The 18,085-nt window shown below is 55.2% G+C and carries 18 protein-coding genes, 1 tRNA gene and 2 pseudogenes; 14 read left to right on the top strand and 7 right to left on the bottom strand.

Features of this window, described 5'->3' with window-relative positions:
* Positions 1-103: 103 nt before the first annotated feature.
* Positions 104-751 carry an NUDIX domain-containing protein gene (locus AC07U6_RS13000; RefSeq protein ID WP_494762395.1) on the bottom strand — a complete coding sequence of 216 codons (648 nt, stop codon included), beginning with the start codon at positions 749-751 and terminating at the stop codon, positions 104-106.
* A 52-nt stretch (positions 752-803) separates the two neighbouring features.
* Here AC07U6_RS13000 and AC07U6_RS13005 point away from each other — a divergent pair, with 52 nt between their 5' ends.
* Positions 804-1,553: a DeoR/GlpR family DNA-binding transcription regulator gene (locus tag AC07U6_RS13005; protein ID WP_494764469.1), complete on the top strand. Its 750-nt coding sequence runs from the start codon at positions 804-806 to the stop codon at positions 1,551-1,553.
* Between the two features lie 132 nt (positions 1,554-1,685).
* Here the strand turns inward: AC07U6_RS13005 and AC07U6_RS13010 are convergent, their stop codons facing one another.
* Together AC07U6_RS13010 and AC07U6_RS13015 are read right to left on the bottom strand one after the other, a co-directional pair.
* Complete coding sequence (locus tag AC07U6_RS13010; RefSeq protein ID WP_494762394.1) at positions 1,686-3,227, bottom strand: flavodoxin domain-containing protein; 1,542 nt, start codon at positions 3,225-3,227, stop codon at positions 1,686-1,688.
* A gap of 9 nt (positions 3,228-3,236) precedes the next feature.
* Positions 3,237-3,662, bottom strand: a complete 426-nt coding sequence (locus AC07U6_RS13015) for a PAS domain-containing protein (protein WP_494762393.1) — start codon at positions 3,660-3,662, stop codon at positions 3,237-3,239.
* 384 nt (positions 3,663-4,046) lie between these two features.
* Here AC07U6_RS13015 and AC07U6_RS13020 point away from each other — a divergent pair, with 384 nt between their 5' ends.
* From AC07U6_RS13020 to AC07U6_RS13035, 4 genes are read left to right on the top strand one after another with little or no spacing between them, the layout of a single operon-like run.
* On the top strand, positions 4,047-4,958 hold the full coding sequence (locus AC07U6_RS13020) for a metal ABC transporter substrate-binding protein (RefSeq protein ID WP_494762392.1): 912 nt from the start codon (positions 4,047-4,049) through the stop codon (positions 4,956-4,958).
* Positions 4,955-5,725, top strand: a complete 771-nt coding sequence (locus AC07U6_RS13025; protein WP_494762391.1) for a manganese/iron ABC transporter ATP-binding protein — start codon at positions 4,955-4,957, stop codon at positions 5,723-5,725. The genes AC07U6_RS13020 and AC07U6_RS13025 overlap by 4 nt, the downstream gene beginning before the upstream one ends.
* Positions 5,725-6,582 (top strand): iron/manganese ABC transporter permease subunit SitC, encoded by an 858-nt coding sequence (sitC, locus tag AC07U6_RS13030; protein WP_494762390.1) that lies wholly within the window; start codon positions 5,725-5,727, stop codon positions 6,580-6,582. The genes AC07U6_RS13025 and sitC overlap by 1 nt, the downstream gene beginning before the upstream one ends.
* Entirely contained in the window at positions 6,579-7,412 is an 834-nt protein-coding gene (locus tag AC07U6_RS13035; protein WP_494762389.1) for a metal ABC transporter permease, read from the top strand. Before sitC ends, AC07U6_RS13035 begins: the two co-directional genes overlap by 4 nt.
* Positions 7,413-7,555: 143 nt before the next feature.
* On the opposite strand, the gene AC07U6_RS13040 is transcribed toward AC07U6_RS13035, so the two are convergent.
* Positions 7,556-8,992, bottom strand: coding sequence for a glycoside hydrolase family 1 protein (locus AC07U6_RS13040; RefSeq protein ID WP_494762388.1), 1,437 nt, complete (start codon positions 8,990-8,992; stop codon positions 7,556-7,558).
* Positions 8,993-9,265: 273 nt separating this feature from the next.
* Between AC07U6_RS13040 and AC07U6_RS13045 the strand changes: the two genes are divergently transcribed.
* Positions 9,266-9,341, top strand: a tRNA-Asn gene (locus tag AC07U6_RS13045).
* 52 nt (positions 9,342-9,393) lie between these two features.
* On the opposite strand, the gene uraH is transcribed toward AC07U6_RS13045, so the two are convergent.
* The gene (gene uraH, locus AC07U6_RS13050; protein ID WP_494762387.1) at positions 9,394-9,804 is read right to left on the bottom strand and encodes a hydroxyisourate hydrolase; all 411 of its coding nucleotides are present in this window, start codon (positions 9,802-9,804) and stop codon (positions 9,394-9,396) included.
* Positions 9,805-9,939: 135 nt separating this feature from the next.
* Here uraH and AC07U6_RS13055 point away from each other — a divergent pair.
* Positions 9,940-10,492, top strand: a pseudogene (locus AC07U6_RS13055) (winged helix-turn-helix domain-containing protein).
* A pseudogene (locus tag AC07U6_RS13060) lies at positions 10,485-10,655 on the top strand (two-component sensor histidine kinase); the annotation flags it as partial. The pseudogenes AC07U6_RS13055 and AC07U6_RS13060, both read left to right, overlap by 8 nt.
* A gap of 240 nt (positions 10,656-10,895) precedes the next feature.
* Here AC07U6_RS13060 and cynR read toward each other — a convergent pair.
* Positions 10,896-11,786, bottom strand: a complete 891-nt coding sequence (gene cynR / locus AC07U6_RS13065) for a transcriptional regulator CynR (RefSeq protein ID WP_494762386.1) — start codon at positions 11,784-11,786, stop codon at positions 10,896-10,898.
* Positions 11,787-11,896: 110 nt separating this feature from the next.
* Between cynR and AC07U6_RS13070 the strand changes: the two genes are divergently transcribed.
* The 4 genes from AC07U6_RS13070 to AC07U6_RS13085 all read left to right on the top strand — a co-directional run bounded on the left by AC07U6_RS13070 (position 11,897) and on the right by AC07U6_RS13085 (position 14,747).
* Positions 11,897-12,556, top strand: a complete 660-nt coding sequence (locus AC07U6_RS13070; protein ID WP_494762385.1) for a carbonic anhydrase — start codon at positions 11,897-11,899, stop codon at positions 12,554-12,556.
* A gap of 28 nt (positions 12,557-12,584) precedes the next feature.
* Positions 12,585-13,055: a cyanase gene (gene cynS, locus AC07U6_RS13075; protein WP_494762384.1), complete on the top strand. Its 471-nt coding sequence runs from the start codon at positions 12,585-12,587 to the stop codon at positions 13,053-13,055.
* Positions 13,056-13,644: 589 nt separating this feature from the next.
* Positions 13,645-14,214 (top strand): TetR/AcrR family transcriptional regulator, encoded by a 570-nt coding sequence (locus AC07U6_RS13080; protein ID WP_494762383.1) that lies wholly within the window; start codon positions 13,645-13,647, stop codon positions 14,212-14,214.
* Between the two features lie 56 nt (positions 14,215-14,270).
* Positions 14,271-14,747: a nuclear transport factor 2 family protein gene (locus AC07U6_RS13085; protein ID WP_494762382.1), complete on the top strand. Its 477-nt coding sequence runs from the start codon at positions 14,271-14,273 to the stop codon at positions 14,745-14,747.
* A 234-nt stretch (positions 14,748-14,981) separates the two neighbouring features.
* On the opposite strand, the gene pckA is transcribed toward AC07U6_RS13085, so the two are convergent.
* Complete coding sequence (gene pckA / locus AC07U6_RS13090) at positions 14,982-16,610, bottom strand: phosphoenolpyruvate carboxykinase (ATP) (RefSeq protein ID WP_494762381.1); 1,629 nt, start codon at positions 16,608-16,610, stop codon at positions 14,982-14,984.
* A 156-nt stretch (positions 16,611-16,766) separates the two neighbouring features.
* On the opposite strand from pckA, the gene AC07U6_RS13095 reads away from it, so the two are divergent.
* Both AC07U6_RS13095 and AC07U6_RS13100 read left to right on the top strand, forming a co-directional pair.
* Positions 16,767-17,657 carry a LysR substrate-binding domain-containing protein gene (locus AC07U6_RS13095; protein ID WP_494762380.1) on the top strand — a complete coding sequence of 297 codons (891 nt, stop codon included), beginning with the start codon at positions 16,767-16,769 and terminating at the stop codon, positions 17,655-17,657.
* Between the two features lie 18 nt (positions 17,658-17,675).
* Positions 17,676-18,047, top strand: a complete 372-nt coding sequence (locus tag AC07U6_RS13100) for a putative quinol monooxygenase (RefSeq protein WP_494762379.1) — start codon at positions 17,676-17,678, stop codon at positions 18,045-18,047.
* Positions 18,048-18,085 lie beyond the last annotated feature (38 nt).

Here is an 18,085-nt window from a genome sequence, read left to right on the forward strand (position 1 = left end):
TTCGCGCTGCTCAAATTTCTTTCCAATGACTCTTTTACACTTTCAGGGCACGAAAGAATTTCCCAGCCTGTGATTCCCCGCTCGTGCTTACCTACCCAGAGCGTTACCCTGCCCTGTCGCTGCCCTGAGCCAACACCGAATTCAGCGCCAGATGCTGAATCAGCATAATGGTTTTCGCATCCTGAATCTCCCAGCTGCGGATGGCGGCCAGCGCGCGTTCGAAGGGCCACTCCAGCACCTCAATGTCCTCACCTTCCTCGACCAGACCACCGCCGCTGGTGCTGCGGTCCCGTTCGGCATATTCGGCGATAAAGAAATACAGCTTTTCCGTCACCGAACCGGGGCTCATATAGGCCTCGAACACCTTCTCCACGTTAGCCACTTTGTAGCCGGTTTCCTCTTCCGCCTCGGCCATAATTCGCTCCTCGGGCGAGGCGTTATCCAGCAGCCCGGCGGCGGCCTCTATTAGAAACCCCGAATGCCCGTTGATATAGACCGGCAAGCGGAACTGTCGGGTGAGCACCACCGTTTGGCGCTGTTTGTTGTACAGCAGGATAACCGCGCCGTTGCCGCGATCGTAGGCTTCCCGGCTCTGTTCCTGCCACTGCCCGTCCCGGCGCTGCAGTTCAAAGGTGAATTTTTTCAGCGTGTACCAGTTATCCGACAACAGCTGTTCGCGGATATTGCGGATTCTGAGCGGTTCAGTTTGCACGATTTTCCCCAAAAGAGATGACAGCAGGCACGCTAACATGCATAATCGTGAAAAATCAAGAAAAATCAAGAAAAAACAAGAAGGAAAAATCATGCTCTCCAGCCAGAGAAAGCAGCGTATTCTGGACATCCTTGCTGATGAAAAGCAGGTCATTTCCCGCGAGCTTAGTGAAAGATTTGCCGTCTCCGAAGACTCTATTCGCCGGGATTTAAGGGAGTTGGCGGCGGAGGGAAAACTTCAGCGTGTCCACGGCGGTGCGCTGGCGGTTTCAACAGCCATCGCGCCCTATGAAACGCGCAAAAACGTGCAGACTCAGGCAAAAAGGATTATCGCTCAGAAAGCGGCGGCATTGATCCAGCCAGGCAATGTGGTGATCGTTGACGGTGGCACCACCACCGGGGAGATGGTCCGCCTGATCCCGAAAACGCTGCCGTTTACGCTGGTCACCCACAGCCCGAGCATTGCGGTCAGCATGGTCGATCACCCGCTGGCCGAGGTGATTCTGATTGGCGGCCAGCTGTATAAGCATTCGCTGGTCACTGTCGGTGCGGCAATGATCGAATCTATCCAGCGCATTCATGCCGACCTGTTCTTTATGGGCGTAACGGGCATTCATCACACTGCCGGATTTACTACCGCGAATTATGAAGAGTCCTGCGTGAAGCGCGCCCTTTCAGAACGCGCCGCTGAAACCGTGGTGATGGCGTCACCGGAAAAACTGAATTCCGCCTCGGCCTTTGTGATCGGTGGCCTTGAGATTGCCAGCACACTGGTTGTGGCAGAGAGCCTGAATGACGAGATGAGCCACCTGCTGGCAAAGTTACAGATTGCGGTGATTTAAGGCGGGTCTTGCTGCGCCGTCCTCGAACTGACCATCTGATTGCACAGGGTTTGCCTGCGCAGGCCGGTGACAACTGATGATGTTCGCTCCAAAAAGTGACCGGAGCGAACATCAGCGGCAAATCTGAAAGGATCAGTAAAGCTCCAGATGCAGTCGCCCCTGCTGTGCAAGCTGCTGCCACAGCGTTTCTTCCGTCTGGCCTGCTAAGCCGCAAACCGCCGTCAGCGCATTTTCCACCGCACCTTCCAGATGCTGCTTGTTGCCGCACAGATAAACGTGTGCGCCGCGCTGTAGCATCGCGCTGATGTACTCAGCATGTTCAGTGATGGCATCCTGCACGTAGTATTTGCTGGCTCCGTCGCGCGAGAAGGCAGTAATCAGCTGGCCAATCGTCCCCTGCTGCTCAAGCTCCTCCAGCTCGCTCTGATAGAGGAAATCCCCTTCACGGCGCTTTTCACCAAAGATCAGGCAGGTTTCACGCGTCGTCGCGCTCTCCATGGCCTGCTCGCGCAGCAGCCCGATCAGCGGTGCGATACCGGTGCCGGTGCCGATCAGCAGCAGCGGCGCACTTTCGTCCTTCGGTAACCAGAACCCCGGGTTTGCACGGCTGAATATTCGCATCGCGCCGTTGTCACCCAGCAGCCAGCCGGTTGCCACACCCTTGCGCGCCCGGCTCCGGCGTTCATAGCACACTTCACGCACGCACAGATCGACGATCTCCGTATCGGGGCGCGAGGCGATAGAGTAAGCGCGTGGCAGGCAGCCAGGTAGCAGCTCCAGCAGCGCTTCCAGCGTCACCGACTGCGGCGTGCAGAAGTCTTCGAGCACATCGAGCAGGTCTGCCCCATAAAGGTACGCCTCCAGCGTTTTGCGCTGGCTGATTTTCAGCATCGCCTTTAGCTCATCGCTAGCGGAAAGCTTCGCCAGTTCGCGCAGCGTGGTTTTGCTTATCTGCCGCAGTTCCCGGCGGCGCAGGGCCTCGTCAGCGTCGCTGCGGCCAAGCCAGTTGCTGAGGGCTGCCAGCAGATCGGCGTCATTTTCCGGCTGGAGATAGAGCGTATCCCCGGCGCGGTAGTGGATGCCGCTGTCGGCAATATTCAGACGAATATGCCAGGCGTAGGGCGCTTCGGCGCTGAGTCGGCGACGTTCAACGATCGGCGCTGCAAAAGCGTTATCGTCGCTCCAGGCGGTCACCTGCAGGTGCAGATCGCGCCCCGCCTGTTGATCGCCGCTCAGCACTTTTTCCAGTACCGGCAGCCACTGGGAGAAAAAGCCGTCAAAAGCGGCATCGGCATCCACGCGGTTAATCACGCTATACGCCCCTCGCTCGGCCAGTGCCGCATCAAGCGTTTTGGTGAAACCACAAAAGTTGGGGTAGGCGGTATCGCCCAGGCCAAAAATCGCGTAGCGCAGACCGTCAGCATCCGCATAGTGTTGCAGCTGGTCAATAAACTGTTCCGCGTTGGCCGGGGGTTCGCCATCGCCAAACGAGCTGGAGACGATCAGCAGCAGATCGCCGGCGCGAGGCTCTGCCTGAAAGAGATGGTTAAGCTCCAGAACCCGTGGAGCGAAGGGTTGCAGAAAAGGCTGTTCGCCCAGGCGCAGTGCCAGCGCCCGGGCATTGCCCGATTCCGAACCGTAGCCAATAACGATGCGTTCGATGAGATCGGCCATCGTGATGTCTTAGTTATCGTAGAATTCGTCGAACTGTTCTTTAGAGAACTCCACTGCTTCAAAATCGGTCATCAGGTCGTTAATCACCCGGCGGATGCTGATGTAAGAAGAGATAGCGCCCTGCTCGTCGTACAGCGGTTGCACGGTGGTATCCACCACGTACAGGCCACCGCCTTTACCGACGTTAGGGATGATGCCGGTCCAGATATTGCCCGCTTTGATGGTATCCCACATATCTTTGTAGGTCGCTTTCGGTACCGACGGATGGCGCACGATGCTATGAGGCTGGCCCAGCAGTTCTTCGCGGCTGTAGCCGGTCAGCTGACAAAACAGATCGTTAACGTAGGTGATGGTGCCCTGCAGATCGGTCGTGGAGATCACCATAACTTTATCGAGGGCGGACAGCAGCTGGTCGGATTTAAGAGTCTGGCTCATAGCAAATTTCCTTGTCGTTAACCTGATGAGGTGGCTCAGTGCAGGTGAGGTCAGTGTATCGTCATGATGCGAACCATAAGTTGCATTTGAAATGCATCTTACAACCAATAACCCTATAAGATCAAGTTAAATGATTGTTGCAAAAAGGAAATAAACCTCTATTAAAAATGTAACAACTACAGTGTCGATTGCTTCACGATCCTCACAGAACCCCTCTCAATCCGGGCCTGAGTCGCCGTTTGGCATGCAGATAAAAATCTGACTGAAACCTTTTGTAATTTTTTGCAATGGTGAGTGAAAATTGTTCTCACTGAGTTATAGCCCATGCTATAACTCATAGCATCAGCTAATTGCCCTGCGTGACTTTATTACAGGAGAACATTGATGCCTCGTCTTAACTGGTTTAAAGGATTGTGCTGCGTTGCCCTGCTGGCGGCGCTGCCTTTAACGCCCGCCTCTGCGGCAGAAAAATTCCGGGTTATTACCACCTTTACGGTGATTGCCGATATGGCACAGAACGTGGCCGGAGACGCCGCCGACGTGGCGTCGATCACCAAACCCGGCGCGGAGATCCATGAATATCAGCCCACGCCAGGCGACATCAAACGCGCGCAGGGGGCACAGCTGATCCTCGCCAACGGCCTGAATCTGGAGCGCTGGTTCAGCCGCTTCTATCGCCATCTGAAAGGGGTGCCGGAAGTGGTGGTGTCCGCCGGCGTGGAGCCGATGGGCATCAGCGAAGGGCCGTACAGCGGTAAACCAAACCCGCACGCGTGGATGTCGGCGAAAAACGCACTGATCTACGTCGATAACATTCGCGATGCGCTGGTGAAATACGATCCGGCCAATGCCGCCACCTACCAGCGCAACGCCGAGCGCTACAAGCAGCAAATCAGCGCCACCGTTGCCCCGGCCCAGCAGGCGCTGGCACAGATCCCGGAAGACAAACGCTGGCTGGTGAGCAGCGAAGGCGCGTTCTCCTATCTGACCCGCGACTACGGCCTGAAAGAGCTGTATCTGTGGCCGATTAACGCCGATCAGCAGGGTACGCCACAGCAGGTTCGCCGGGTGATTGACCAGGTGAAACAGCATCAGATCCCGGCGGTATTCAGCGAAAGCACCATCTCCGACAAGGCCGCGCGCCAGGTTGCGCGTGAAACCGGCAGCCATTACGGCGGCGTGCTCTACGTGGATTCACTCAGCCAGCAGGACGGCCCGGTGCCGACCTATCTGGATTTACTGCGGGTGACCAGCGAGACCATCGTGCGCGGTATCCAGCAGGGGTTAGCAAAATGACCGAACTTAGTGCCCTTCAGCAGCCCGGCGGCATCCACGTGAGCGATGTCACCGTGACCTATCGCAACGGCCACACCGCGCTGCGCAACGCTACGCTTGATATTCCCACCGCCAGCATCGCTGCGCTGGTGGGAATTAACGGCTCAGGAAAATCGACGCTGTTTAAGGCAATTATGGGGTTTGTGCCGCTCTCTTCCGGCAGCATCACCCTGCTTGGCCGCCCCGGGAGCCAGGCGCTGAAACAGAACATGGTTTCCTACGTGCCGCAGGCGGAAGACGTGGACTGGTCGTTTCCGGTGCTGGTGGAAGACGTGGTGATGATGGGGCGCTATGGGCATATGGGCATGCTGCGCATCGCCCGGCAGCAGGACCGCGATATCGTCTCCGACGCCCTGGCGCGGGTGGGGATGTCCGACTATCGCCACCGGCAGATCGGTGAGCTTTCCGGCGGCCAGAAGAAGCGCGTATTCCTGGCCCGTGCCATCGCCCAGCGCGGCCGGGTGATCCTGCTGGATGAGCCGTTTACCGGGGTGGATGTGAATACCGAGCAGCAAATTATCAGCCTGCTGCACGAGCTGCGCGATGAGGGACGCACCCTGCTGGTGTCAACGCACAATCTGGCGTCGGTCAGCGAGTACTGCGATCACACGGTGATTATTAAGGGTACGGTGCTGGCCTGCGGTGCCACCGCCACCACCTTCACCCGCGAGAATCTGGAAAATGCCTTTAGCGGCGCGCTGCGCGATATCGTCTGGGGGAATTCGTAATGGGCTGGCTGGCGGAACCGTTCCACTATGAGTATATGCTGAATGCGATGTGGGTCTCCGCGCTGGTCGGCGGCGTGTGTGCGTTTCTCTCCTGTTATTTGATGCTGAAAGGCTGGTCGCTGATTGGCGATGCGCTTTCCCACTCCATCGTCCCCGGCGTGGCGGGTGCCTATATGCTCGGCCTGCCGTTTGCCCTTGGCGCGTTCTTTTCCGGCGGGCTGGCCGCGGCCGGAATGCTGTTTCTTAACCAGCGCACCCGGCTGAAGGAGGACGCGATTATCGGTCTGATCTTCTCCTCATTCTTCGGTCTTGGGCTGTTTATGGTGTCGCTGAATCCTACCTCGGTGAATATTCAGACCATCGTGATGGGCAATATTCTGGCGATTGCGCCCGGCGACATCCTGCAGCTGGCGATTATCGGCCTCACCTCACTGGCGATCCTGCTGATAAAGTGGAAAGACCTGATGGTGACCTTTTTCGACGAGAACCACGCCCGCTCGATCGGTCTTAATCCTGCCCGGCTGAAGCTGCTGTTCTTCACTTTGCTTTCCGCTTCTACCGTTGCCGCCCTGCAAACCGTCGGCGCATTCCTGGTGATCTGCCTGGTGGTCACGCCGGGGGCGACCGCCTATCTGCTAACCGACCGCTTTCCACGGCTGCTGACGATCGCGGTAGCCATCGGCAGCATCACCAGCTTTTTCGGTGCCTGGCTCAGCTACTATCTGGACGGCGCAACCGGCGGCATTATCGTGGTGGCGCAGACGGTGATCTTCCTGCTGGCGTTTTTCTGGGCCCCTAAACACGGGATGCTGGCGCGCCGCCGCCTGGCCCGACAAACGCAGGAGGCACAGCCATGAACCTGACCGAACTGCTGCTCAGCCCGTTTGAGTTTGATTTTATGCAGAACGCGCTGGCGATTTCGCTGCTGGTGGCGATCCCCTGCGCCCTGCTCTCCTGCTTTATGGTGCTGAAAGGCTGGTCGCTGATGGGCGATGCGATGAGCCACGCGGTGTTTCCCGGCGTGGTGCTGGCCTATATCATCGGTATTCCTGTAGCGATTGGCGCGTTCGTTGCCGGGCTGTTCTGCGCGCTGGCCACCGGCTTTGTAGCGGAGAACAGCCGCATCAAGCGCGATACGGTAATGGGCATTATCTTCTCCGGGATGTTTGCCCTCGGGCTGATCCTCTATCTGTCCATCGAGTCGGACGTGCATCTCGACCATATTCTGTTCGGCGATATGCTGGGGATTGGGCTGTCGGATATGTTGCAGACCGGAGGAATTGCTGCGCTGATTGCGCTGATTGTGCTGGTGAAGTGGAAGGATTTACTGCTGCACGCCTTCGATCCACATCAGGCGAAGGCCTGCGGGATTAACACCTCGCTGCTGCACTATGGCCTGCTGTGCATGATCGCCATGACCATTGTGGCCACACTGTCGGCGGTGGGGATTATTCTGTCGATTGCGCTGCTGATTGCGCCGGGGGCGATTGCCCTGCTGCTGATGCGCCGCTTCTCGTCGGTGCTGATTTTCGCCGTGCTGCTGTCGATGGCGGTGTGCTTCATTGGCACCTGGCTATCGTTTTTCCTCGACAGCGCGCCCGCACCGACGATTGTGGTGCTGTTCAGCCTGATCTTTATTGTGGCGTTTGTCTGGTCGAGCCTGCGCGCCCGCGCGGTGATGGCTTAGACCGCAGCTTTCTGAGGCAGCCGAGCCCGTACAGTGGCGCTCAGGCACAGACGTTTCGCTTCTTTCTGATTCAGCCCGGACCGGGTAGCAGCACTCGGCGTTGAACGTTCAGACAGGCTGCCCCCTGCGGGGCAGCCATAGTCTTAGCCGAGATCCTGGCCGTTGGTGGCAATCACCTGCTTATACCAGTAGAAGGATTTTTTACGGTAGCGAGCGCCGGTGCCGTTGATGTTGTCATCCAGATCGACGTAGATCATGCCGTAGCGCTTGCTCATCTCCCCGGTAGACATACTCACCAGATCGATACAGCCCCACGGCGTGTAGCCCATCAGATCCACCCCGTCTTCAACTGCCTCCGCCATCGCGCTAATGTGCTGGCGCAGATAGTTAATGCGGTAATCATCGGCGATGTAATGATTTTCATCCGGCTTATCTATCGCGCCCAGGCCGTTCTCAACGATAAACAGCGGCTTCTCGTAGCGATCGTACAGCTCGTTCAGAGCAATCCGCAGGCCGGTTGGGTCGATCTCCCAGCCCCAGTCGCTGGCTTCCAGGAACGGGTTACGCGCGCCACCCAGCAGGTTACCGTGCGCCGCCGCGGCTTCCGGATTAGTGGCGTAGATGGTGCGGGACATGTAGTAGCTGAAGCCGATGTAGTCAACGGTGTGCGCTTTCAGCAGTTCCATATCGCCCGGCTGGATATCCAGCTTGACGCCCAGCGACTTCCACAGGCTTTTCGCGTAGTACGGGTATTTGCCACCCACCTGCACGTCAGCGCAGTAGAAGTCTGACGACTGACGCTCTTTCAGCGCCGCCAGCTGGTTCACCGGGTTACAGTCGAAGCCGTAGCTGGTGGCATAGAGGATCATGCAGCCAATCTTGATATCCGGGTTGGTTTCATGGGCGATTTTCACCGCCAGGCTGCTGGCAACGAACTGATTATGCAGCGCCTGGAATTTGGCCTGTGGCTCCAGCGCGCCAGTTTTCACCGTCAGGCCCTGGCTCATAATCGGGAAGTGGAAGGCGCTGTTGATCTCGTTAAAGGTCATCCAGTACTTCACCTGCTGGCCAAAACGCGCCAGCACCGTGCGGGCAAAGCGCTCGAAGTGGCCGATCACCTCGCGCCCCTGCCAGCCGCCGAAGGTTTTCGCCAGGTGCAGCGGCATCTCATAGTGGGAAATGGTGATCACCGGCTCGATGCCGTGGGCGATGCAGGTGTCGATGACCTGCTGATAGTGGTTGAGGCCCGCCTCGTTCGGCTGCTGCTCTACCCCGTTCGGGTAGATGCGCGTCCAGGCAATGGAGAAGCGATAGCATTTGAAGCCCATTTCCGCGAACAGCGCGATATCCTCACGGAAACGATGATAGTGATCGATGCCTTTATGGTTCGGGTAGGTATAACGCTCGGTATCCAGCGAGAAATCAAACTCCGGCGAGGAAACGATGCTCAGACGCGCCTTGCCGCCGGGGATGGCATCAACAATCGACAGACCTTTACCGTCCTTATCGTATGCGCCTTCCACCTGATTGGCAGCGGTTGCGCCACCCCACATAAAGCCTTGCGGAAATCTTTCTTTCATTGCCGTAATCCTTTAAAAATTCGCCGAGTTTGCGGGCTCGCCTGCGGAGGGATCGTTTCAGTGCACCCATTGGCGATAATACTCGAGCCGTCGGCAAAGCGTAACCCGCTGCCCGCCGGGAAGGCGCAAATGGCGTAAAAATAAGAAGGATGCTGAGATAAATGCCGACGAAATCAGCATTTTGCTGCAAACATCAGCAGTTAGCTGATTTTATTGATTTTCCACGTTGACACACCCGGCCCCGATGATTAATATGCGCCTCGTTCACACGATTCCTCTGTAGTTCAGTCGGTAGAACGGCGGACTGTTAATCCGTATGTCACTGGTTCGAGTCCAGTCAGAGGAGCCATATTTAGAGAAGCCCGCTTAAGGAAACTTAAGCGGGCTTTTTGCTTTTCTACTCAGCTCCCGCGATACGTGGAGTAACCATACTGGCTCAGCAGCAGCGGAACGTGATAGGTGGTAGCCGTATTGCTGATGTGGAATTCCACCGGGATTTCCGGGAAGAAACTTTCCTGTTTCCGATCCGCGAAATATTTGCCGGTTTTAAAGGTCACGCGATAGTCGCCCGCCTCAAACGGTTTTTCCGGCCACAGCGCCGCCACGCGGCCATCTTCGTCGGTGCTGGCAGTGTTCAGCACGGTCCAGCTTTCACCCTGTTTTTTCTCCAGCGTTACCGCAACATGCGGGGCCGGCATTCCCGTTTGCTGGTTCAGGGCATGCACACTGATCGGGTTTTTACCGGCGGCAAGGACCATACCGGGCGCAGCCAGCAGCATAGAAAGGGAAAAGGCAGCGACAGACTTTTTCATGTTTTATTCTCCTGTGTTAATGACCGTGCTGTTATACCTGCGCGGGGGGCACGGTTACCTGTCAGAAAGATGACCATATTGTCATCTGGCGCTGAAACGCTGGGGCGCCCCTTTATTTCATGGCACACTGCGCCCATGAAACTGTTACTGATTGAAGATAACCAGAAGGCCAGCGCCTGGGTGCGCAAAGGACTTGAGGAAGCAGGCTATATCGTGGATCACGCCGGTGATTTGCCTCACGGCCAGGGATTCGGTGGACGATCGTGTTAAAGGCCTGGAGCTTGGCGCGAACGATTATCTGGTAAAACCCTTCTCGTTTGCTGAACTTCTGGCGCGGGTAAAAAATCAGCTTCGCCAGCATCAACCGCACAGCGCCACACTGCGCGTGGCGGATCTGGTGATGGACTCGGCGCGTTTTCAGGTCACGCGTGGCGGTACTCCGGTGGCGCTGACTCGCAAAGAGTTCATGCTGCTGTGGCTACTTGCCAGCCGTCACGGCGAGATCCTGCCCCGTACGCTGCTCGCCAGTGAAATCTGGGGTATGAATTTCAACAGCGAAACCAATATCGTGGATGTCGCCATTCGTCGCCTGCGCCGTAAAGTTGACGATCCTTTTCCGCAAAAGCTTATCACCACGGTCAGAGGCATGGGCTACTGCCTGTCTGAACAGGAGAGTGATCGTGTATAGCCCTTCCCTCACCCTGCGGCTGACGGCGATCTTCACGCTGATTGTCGCGCTAGCCTGCGGCGGTATCAGCCTGATCCTGTATAACGCATTACGCAGCGAACTGGTGCGGCGCGACGATCAAACGCTGATCAACCGCGCCGCGCAGCTGCGGCAGCGCGTATTACCGGCATGAGGACGGAAAGACTATTTTTGGGGTAAGGATCGCTTCCGGCGAAGGGAGCCTCGCCGGCAGAAAAACCGTCGGCCATAAGCGAAAAGCCGACATTTCAAACTAATACAGGCTTATCTAATCCGTTTTCGTTGAAGAAGCCCGTCAGGAGGCTCGTGCTGGGTGAGCACAGACCGATTCATAACCTTCCCGGGATCGCTTCACCATCAATGATGACTTTGATCTTATGTACGACTATTCCAGCTCCAGTCGAGTCGATACCTCTACAGCCAGTTCAGCAAAAACCCGGGCCGCAAAGCTCTGATAGGCATCCCTGCGCCGCATAAGGACTACTGTGCGCTGCAGGCGTTCTGGTTCGAGGGTAATCGCCACCAGATCCTCCTGAGCCATAGCGGTCTTTGCGGGCAACAGCGTTGACAAAAGTGTTCTTCGCACTATTTCGATTACCGCACCGAGAGCATTAGCCTCCATCATCACCTTTGGGTAAATGCCATGTTTTCTACAGTGGCTGTCTATCTGTTCGCGGGTCGCGAATTCCTTGCTGAGCAAGACGAGGGACTCTGTATTGAGGGTCTGTAATCCAACAGATTTTTCCTTTGCCAGTGGATGTCTGGTGCTGACCACCAGCGCAAGCGTCTCGTTTAGCAACGGGATTGCCTCGATGTCCGGGCAGTTTACTTCCCCGAACGCTATCCCCACATCCAACTCACCCGCCAGCAGCAGATCCTCCATGTGCTCCTGGGATATTTCACGCACGCTGAGGGTAATCTGCGGATACCGCGAGTGAAACGCTTCAACCAGTGGCCCGATCAGGTAGGTTGTAAAGGTCGGCGTTACTGCAACCCGCAGTGAGCCGCGGCTGAGATCGCTTACGTCATGAATAACCCGCGTCGCTTCCTGCAGCTCCTGAGAAGCACGGCGAACATACTGAAGATAGGCCTCACCCACATCCGTCAAGCGTGTTGTTCTGCCTGTACGGTCAAACAACTGAGCATTAAGGCTTTCCTCCAACTGCCTGACCAATTGTGAGAGAGCAGGCTGAGAGACGTGTAGCGCCGCTGCAGCTTTGGTGAAGCTGAGATGTTCAGCGACTGCCATAAAATAGCGAATACGTCGGTCGAGCATAACCTACCTCATAAGATTATCTGATTCAGATAATAATAAATGAGACTTTTACCTTATGCCACGCTCTGTTTAATCTCTGCCTCACACCCAGTGACATTGAGACAACATCCATGAAAGAGATCATTGAAGGTTTTCTTAAGTTTCAAAAAAATGCCTTTCCCGAGCGGGTAAAGCTGTTCAAGAACCTTGCTAACCAGCAAAGTCCCAGAACGCTGTTTATCTCCTGCTCTGACAGCCGGCTGGTGCCTGAACTGGTTACCCAGCGCGAGCCGGGCGATTTATTCGTCATCCGCAACGCCGGTAACATTGTGCCATCCTATGGCCCCGAACCTGGCGGCGTTTCAGCCTCCGTGGAATACGCAGTAGCCGCACTTCAGGTCAACGATATCGTGATCTGTGGCCACTCTGACTGCGGCGCAATGACTGCCATTGCCACCTGTAAATGCCTGGACCATATGCCCGCAGTATCAAGCTGGTTGCGTTACGCAGACTCAGCCCGGGTGGTTAATGAGGCCCGCCAGCATCCGGACCAGCCGGCCAAAGTTGCGGCCATGGTTCGCGAGAACGTCATCGCGCAGCTGGCTAACATCCAGACTCACCCTTCTGTACGCCTGGCGCTTGAAGAGGGCCGCGTGACCCTGCATGGCTGGATCTATGACATTGAGAGTGGACGTATCGACGCCTTTGATAGCCGCAGCGGCACCTTCGTGTCTCTCGCAGACAACCCTGACATTCAGGCCGTTTCCCCACAAACCAGGCGTGTTGCCTGAACACCACATTTATCCAGGAGATGAAATTATGATCCAGACTCAAGTAACCCAGACCGCCCGCCAGATTCTCACCGAAACCATTATTCTGGCTAAGGCCCGCAAAGACCTTTCCTTTGCCGAGATTGTAGACGGTACGGATTTGTCCGAAGCCTTTGTCACTGCGGCTCTGCTTGGTCAGCACCCACTACCCGCCAGCGCAGCGGAAGTTGTTGGTCAGAAACTGGGGCTTAATGCTGATGAAGTCGCTTTACTGCAGTCGATGCCAGTTCGTGGAAGTTTTGCGGATGGGATACCGACAGATCCGACAATTTATCGTTTTTACGAAATGATGTCGGTTTACGGTACTACTCTTAAGGCGCTGGTTCACGAGAAGTTCGGCGATGGCATTATCAGCGCCATCAACTTTAAACTGGACATCAAGAAAGTCGAAGATCCGGACGGAGGCCATCGCGCCGTTATCACCCTGGATGGCAAGTACCTGCCTACAAAACCGTTTTAACCTCACAGTGGCCAATCCGGGAATGATTACTGTTGTAGAGTAAGAAAGGTTTAGTTCATCAATCGTTGGCCAAATCAATTTCTGAAGGAGAGCACTAATCATGTCATTTACTTCTGGTTCCAACTTCATGATCTGTTGAAGGCAATGGGATTGAAATCGAATTTGCGCCAACGCTAATAAGAGAAGGGCCGTCAATGCATATGATGTGCTATGAACCGAGTGGTATAAGAATCGAGTTGCACTATTCTGAGTAGTGATTTACCCAATTCCCCTCTGAATCCTTCCCGTTATTCAGTTTTTTGTCTTATCGTTAAAGGTGATCGCGCTTGTGGTCACCGAACCCGACGCCACATCTGCCCGTCGCACATCTGACCCGTTTATACACCTCTTCGACGACGACTTCTTAAGCTGTCCTAAAAACGCCAGTGCTCTCGATCCTCCCGCCCCAGGTCAGACGCTAACGTATTTAATTCCATTTTATTTATAAAAATCAATAAATTAGTTTATTTTTTGATCGTTTTTTTAATCCCGACGATCTTTCTTATAGAAAAACGTTGACGAGGCAGAACGATCGTTCTACCTTTAGAGCATGAAGACGAAAACGAGTAATACCCGAGAAAAAATCCTGCAGACCGCCGAGCAGCTCATCTATCAGAACGGTATTCATGCAACAGGCATGGACCTTCTGGTTAAGACCTCAGGGGTCGCGAGGAAAAGTATTTATCGCCATTTTGCGAACAAGGAGGACGTAGCAGCTGCTGCGTTGAATGGGCGCGACGAACGGTGGATGCATTGGTTCAGGACCGAGTCGGATAAGGGCGAAACGCCTCAGGATCGCATTCTGAATATGTTCACTGTTTTGAAGAGCTGGTTTGAGTCCGAAGGCTTCCGTGGCTGCGCGTTTATCAACACGGCCGGAGAAGTGAGTGACCCTGAGGACCCTGTTCGGCAGATTGCAAAGATGCATAAACAGAAGTTGCTGGATTACGCCCTTGAACTTGCCGGGCAGCTGAACGTAGAACATCCGGCGGTTCTGGCCAGGCAGTTACTGATTCTGATGGAGGGTGCTATCACCACGGCATACGTGATGGGTGACGGGAGCGCAGCCGACAACGCCAGGGACGTTGTGAAGCTTTTGCTGGAACAGGTCTCTTCCTGAGAGTTGTGTTTCGAGAATATTTATTACATTCAATCAACATCGGCAGGAGTTTCACCATGACCGATTCACAAGTACGCCCACCGCTTCCCCCTTTCACTCTGGAAACGGCTATTGAGAAAGTCCGACTGGCTGAAGATGGCTGGAACAGCCGCGATGCAGCAAAAGTCGCGCTGGCTTACTCGCAGGATACCCAATGGCGCAACCGTGCCGAATTTGCAAATAACCGTGAAGAGGCGCAGGGGTTCCTTGACCGTAAGTGGAAGAAAGAACATGAGTACCGCCTGATTAAAGAGCTGTGGGCATTTGGCGGTAACCGTATCGCGGTCCGCTACGCTTATGAATGGCACGATGACTCCGGTAACTGGTTCCGCTCTTACGGTAACGAAAACTGGGAGTTTGAGGCTGATGGTCTGATGAAACGTCGTTTCGCATGTATCAATGACATGCCCATCAAAGAGAGCGAGCGCAAGTATTCCTGGCCGCTGGGGCGCCGTCCGGACGATCATCCGGGCCTGTCGGATCTGGGTCTGTAAATCGCCAGGTTATCCCGCATAAACCCCACGGTAACTGCTCTGGCCGATTTACTTCTCGGCCAGTCGATTTAAAAAAGTACAAAGTGGGCATCATATCGCCCCCGGCAGAAGGCGGCCGGCTGTAAAAATTAACACGCTGCCCGGCGTTTTTACGCGGGGCAGCGTCAGGTCTGTCAGATTTACGCGCTTTATTCTCAGCGGCAGTGCATCACCCTCTTACAAGCTGCGCAAAGCTCAGCCCTGCTCCAGCCGTGGACCTGCCTGAGCAATACGTGCACCGGCCTCGTTATCACTGTACTGCTTGAAGTTACTGATAAACAGCTGCGCCAGTTTCTCCGCGGCTTCCTGCCACTGTTCCGGGGATGCCCAGGCGTTACGCGGATCGAGCGTGGCGATATCCACACCGGCAATCTCCTGCGGCATGGCAAGACCAAAGATCGGCAGCGCTTCCTCGCGCAGTGCGCCCGCTTCTCCCTCCAGAATGGCGTTGACGATCCGGCGCGTATCCTTCAGCGACAGGCGCTCACCCGCACCGTTCCAGCCGGTATTTACCAGCCAGACTTCCGCATTGTTCTGCGCGACCTTCTCCTGCAAAACACCGGCATACTGTGTCGGGTGCAGCAGCAGGAAAGCCGCGCCGTAGCAGGCCGAGAACGTTGGCGTTGGGGCGGTAATACCGCGCTCGGTACCGGCGAGCTTGGAGGTAAAGCCAGACAGGAAGTGATACTGCATCTGTTCAGGCGTCAGGCGGGAAACAGGGGGAAGCACCCCGAATCCATCCGCAGCAAGGAAGATAATGCGTGAAGGGTGACCGGCGCGGGAAACCGGTAGGACGATATTCTCAATATGCGACAGCGGATAGGAGACACGCGTATTCTCGGTTTTGCTGCCGTCAGCATAATCCACGCTGCCATCGTCCCTGACCACCACGTTTTCCAGCAGCGCGTTACGGCGGATGGCACCATAAATTTCCGGTTCCGACTCCGCTTTCAGATCGATGGTCTTGGCATAGCAGCCGCCCTCAAAATTGAATACGCCGTCTGCATCCCAGCCGTGCTCATCATCACCAATCAGCTGGCGGCGCGGATCGGTCGATAGCGTGGTTTTCCCGGTGCCGGAGAGGCCAAAGAACAGCGCCACATCGCCTTTTTCACCGCGGTTTGCTGAACAGTGCATGGAAGCGATTCCCTTCAGCGGCAGCAGGTAGTTCATGACCGAGAACATCCCTTTCTTCATCTCGCCACCGTACCAGGTACCGCCAATCAGCTGGATATTTTCCGTCAGGTTGAAGGCGACGAAATTCTCTGAGTTTAACCCCTGCTCCTGCCATTGCGGATTGACGCAGCCCGCACCGTTAATCACCGTAAAGTCCGGGGTAAAGTTTGCCAGTTCATCGGCGGTGGGGGCGATAAACATATTTTTGACAAAGTGCGCCTGCCACGCCACTTCCGTTACAAAGCGCACCGCCAGACGAGTATCAGCGCTGGCACCGCACCAGGCATCAACGATATACAACGCTTTCTCCGAAAGGTACTCGGCAACCCGCGTTTTCAGATGCGCCCACACGTCAGTGGACATCGGTTTGTTATCGTTACGGCCAGTGCCGGCATCAGACCACCACAGGGTATGACGGGTCAGATCGTCGCGGACGATGTATTTGTCGCGTGGAGAACGACCGGTGAACTCGCCGGTATCCACGGTCACGGCACCAGACGTGGTCAGCCTGCCGCGTGCGGGCCCCTTAAGGTCGGCTGCGGTTTCATGCTCGAACAGCAATTCGTAATCCGGGTTATAGACAACCTCGCGAACATCATTGATGCCAATGCTTGAGAGATGTTGCATGACAGATTTGATAGCGCTCATAGAATACCCTGACTCACTGGATGAATGGCGAGGTGGCAATAGCCGACCTCATGATGCAGCGGATAGTAACACCGGCTTCGTGATGCAGAAATTGCATTTAAATCATCCATCATGTAAAAATTGCATAGCGATTGGGGCTGAAATCGGAGCAAAGAAGTGCTAGGTAATCTCGAAGTAAAGTGGCTTTATGATGCGATTGCGCTGGAAGAGTGCCGCAGCTTTACCCTTGCGGCAGAAAAACGAAATATTTCCCAATCCTCCTTTAGCAGAAGAATTCAGGCACTGGAGTCCAGCCTGGGTTTTAGCGTCTTCAACCGTAATGTGAATCCGCCCCAGTTAACGCCGCAGGGTAGAATATTCGTTGGCTATGCCAGAAATATGCTCGACGATATGGACTTCCAGATTAGCCGCATCAAGGGGGAGGATAAGCTGAAGCAGAGCATCCGTATTGATGCCGCCCCTTCGCTTTCCGTTCTGCTGCTGCCCGATCTGTTAGCCGATTACCGCGACAGTCCGGATAAGGTGTTCTTCGTTGAATCGATTAATGTCAACGATGCGGTGTTTAATCTGAAAGAAGGAAAGAGTGATTTTATCCTCTCGTTTTACAACGAAGAACTGATGAACTACCCGTTTATCAATCATAAAATCTTCGATTCTTCTCTGCATCTGGTATCGCCCTGCGACCCTGACGGCAAGCCATTATTCTCGATAAACGATGCTCCGCTGCCGCTGGTCAAATATGCTAATGACAGCTACATGGGGCGTCAGGTTAATCAGGTGATCGATCGCATACCGAACACCACCTTTCTTCTGACGTTTGTTTCCTCGATGAGTGAGCTGCTGAAAAGAATGATCCTGAAGGGCGATGCCGTTGGCTGGCTGCCTGATTACTCGATTCAGCGCGAGCTGGAAGAGAAGAGACTCGCGATTATGGACCCTGGCCTTACCCTGAAGATCTCGGCGTATGTTTATCGCTCCGGCGCACGTTTGAATCTGACGGCAGAACGCTTCTGGCGCTACATGAAGGAGCGAAATACCGAGGGTTGAGGGAAAGACTGGCCTGCCATGTGGCTTATCCCTACGCAGGACGATCCTGAGAAGTCAGACCAATACGGATTAACCAAACAACTCACTGGGAGTAGCGAAGTTTATAAAGGCCACAAGATTTTCTTTACATTACAATGCTCAGCGTTGGCCTCAATGTCATCTGCTTCCTGCAGGGCAATACGCATTTTGATACTGGTTTGCATAATTATCACCTCGACAAAAGATCCAGGGCACTTTATCTTTATCGAAGAATGGCCGGACCGTGCGGCGCTGGATGTGCACTGTGCCACTGAGCATTTTCAGCGGCTGGTCCCTGCTATCAATCGGTATCAGCGTCAGGACGCGCGGATTGTTTTGATGGATGCCGTGGTGAGCCCGGCAGCAAAGTAATAACTATCTTCACGGGTGACATTTCCTATCGCGAGATG

Source organism: Erwinia sp. GW821-FHT03D09 (genome assembly GCF_059420805.1).

Excerpts from the sequence above, each read along its gene's own strand:
- sitC (WP_494762390.1), top strand. The coding sequence starts at position 5,725 with ATGGGCTGGCTGGCGGAACCGTTCCACTATGAGTATATGCTGAATGCG.
- AC07U6_RS13010 (WP_494762394.1), bottom strand. The coding sequence starts at position 3,227 with ATGGCCGATCTCATCGAACGCATCGTTATTGGCTACGGTTCGGAATCG.
- AC07U6_RS13015 (WP_494762393.1), bottom strand. The coding sequence starts at position 3,662 with ATGAGCCAGACTCTTAAATCCGACCAGCTGCTGTCCGCCCTCGATAAA.
- AC07U6_RS13000 (WP_494762395.1), bottom strand. The coding sequence starts at position 751 with ATGTTAGCGTGCCTGCTGTCATCTCTTTTGGGGAAAATCGTGCAAACT.
- AC07U6_RS13070 (WP_494762385.1), top strand. The coding sequence starts at position 11,897 with ATGAAAGAGATCATTGAAGGTTTTCTTAAGTTTCAAAAAAATGCCTTT.
- uraH (WP_494762387.1), bottom strand. The coding sequence starts at position 9,804 with ATGAAAAAGTCTGTCGCTGCCTTTTCCCTTTCTATGCTGCTGGCTGCG.
- AC07U6_RS13085 (WP_494762382.1), top strand. The coding sequence starts at position 14,271 with ATGACCGATTCACAAGTACGCCCACCGCTTCCCCCTTTCACTCTGGAA.
- AC07U6_RS13035 (WP_494762389.1), top strand. The coding sequence starts at position 6,579 with ATGAACCTGACCGAACTGCTGCTCAGCCCGTTTGAGTTTGATTTTATG.
- AC07U6_RS13025 (WP_494762391.1), top strand. The coding sequence starts at position 4,955 with ATGACCGAACTTAGTGCCCTTCAGCAGCCCGGCGGCATCCACGTGAGC.
- AC07U6_RS13100 (WP_494762379.1), top strand. The coding sequence starts at position 17,676 with ATGTGGCTTATCCCTACGCAGGACGATCCTGAGAAGTCAGACCAATAC.
- AC07U6_RS13040 (WP_494762388.1), bottom strand. The coding sequence starts at position 8,992 with ATGAAAGAAAGATTTCCGCAAGGCTTTATGTGGGGTGGCGCAACCGCT.
- cynR (WP_494762386.1), bottom strand. The coding sequence starts at position 11,786 with ATGCTCGACCGACGTATTCGCTATTTTATGGCAGTCGCTGAACATCTC.
- AC07U6_RS13005 (WP_494764469.1), top strand. The coding sequence starts at position 804 with ATGCTCTCCAGCCAGAGAAAGCAGCGTATTCTGGACATCCTTGCTGAT.
- cynS (WP_494762384.1), top strand. The coding sequence starts at position 12,585 with ATGATCCAGACTCAAGTAACCCAGACCGCCCGCCAGATTCTCACCGAA.
- pckA (WP_494762381.1), bottom strand. The coding sequence starts at position 16,610 with ATGAGCGCTATCAAATCTGTCATGCAACATCTCTCAAGCATTGGCATC.
- AC07U6_RS13020 (WP_494762392.1), top strand. The coding sequence starts at position 4,047 with ATGCCTCGTCTTAACTGGTTTAAAGGATTGTGCTGCGTTGCCCTGCTG.
- AC07U6_RS13080 (WP_494762383.1), top strand. The coding sequence starts at position 13,645 with ATGAAGACGAAAACGAGTAATACCCGAGAAAAAATCCTGCAGACCGCC.